The sequence below is a fragment of the Vibrio sp. Vb1755 genome, assembly GCF_033338635.1.
Taxonomy (GTDB): Bacteria; Pseudomonadota; Gammaproteobacteria; order Enterobacterales; family Vibrionaceae; genus Vibrio; species Vibrio alginolyticus.
Genome location: NZ_JAWOTA010000379.1, coordinates 1 through 1,023, shown reverse-complemented (window position 1 = coordinate 1,023; position 1,023 = coordinate 1). Strand labels below are relative to the sequence as shown.

Below are 1,023 nucleotides of genomic sequence, written 5' to 3'. Positions count from 1 at the left end.
GACCGCATGTCAGCGGCAACAGAAGAATTCAGTCTAGCTCGTTTAATCGCGTTAGTTCAGCGCAATCACATCATCAACCCTGTACTTGTGGATTGTACGTCTAGTGAAGACATTGCAAATCAATATGCAGACTTTCTAGCAGCAGGTTTCCACGTGGTCACGCCAAACAAAAAAGCAAACACAGCAAGCATGGCGTACTACCATCAGCTTCGAGATGTCACTCGTAGCTCGCGTCGCAAGTTGATGTACGAAACAACCGTAGGGGCAGGCCTACCGGTTATCGAAAACCTACAAAACCTGATTGCAGCAGGCGATGAGCTTGAACGATTTAGTGGCATTTTGTCAGGTTCACTGTCTTACATCTTCGGTAAACTTGACGAGGGTATGAGCCTGAGCGAAGCGACAAATATTGCGAAAGAAAATGGCTTCACTGAGCCAGATCCTCGTGATGACCTTTCTGGTATGGATGTTGCGCGTAAGCTGCTCATCCTAGCTCGCGAAGCAGGTATGTCATTAGAGCTTGAAGATGTGGTCGTTGACCAAGCGCTACCACCAGGCTTTGATGATTCAGGCAGTGTTGATGAATTTATGGCTCGTTTGCCAGAAGCGGACGCGTACTTCAAAGAGTTATCAGCGAAAGCGGCAGAAGAAGGCAAAGTGCTACGTTATGTTGGTGAAATTAATGATGGCAAGTGCACTGTGAGCATGGCCGCTGTCGATGAAAATGATCCAATGTTCAAAATTAAAGACGGTGAAAACGCGTTGGCGTTTTATAGTCGCTACTACCAGCCAATTCCTTTAGTGCTGCGTGGTTACGGTGCAGGTACAGAAGTGACGGCAGCAGGCGTATTCTCGGATGTAATGCGTACTTTAGGTTGGAAACTAGGGGTATAACAATAATGAGTTCAAGTGATATGGGCGTGGTGGTTTATGCCCCAGCTTCAATTGGTAATGTTAGCGTAGGTTTTGACGTGCTGGGGGCGGCAGTGTCCCCAGTTGACGGCACTTTGTTGGGTGACCGAG

2 pseudogenes are annotated in these 1,023 nt (G+C 47.8%); both read left to right on the top strand.

The window, feature by feature from the left end:
* Positions 1-894, top strand: a pseudogene (gene thrA, locus R7E00_RS25270) (bifunctional aspartate kinase/homoserine dehydrogenase I); the annotation flags it as partial.
* Positions 895-914: 20 nt separating this feature from the next.
* A pseudogene (locus tag R7E00_RS25265) lies at positions 915-1,023 on the top strand (homoserine kinase); the annotation flags it as partial.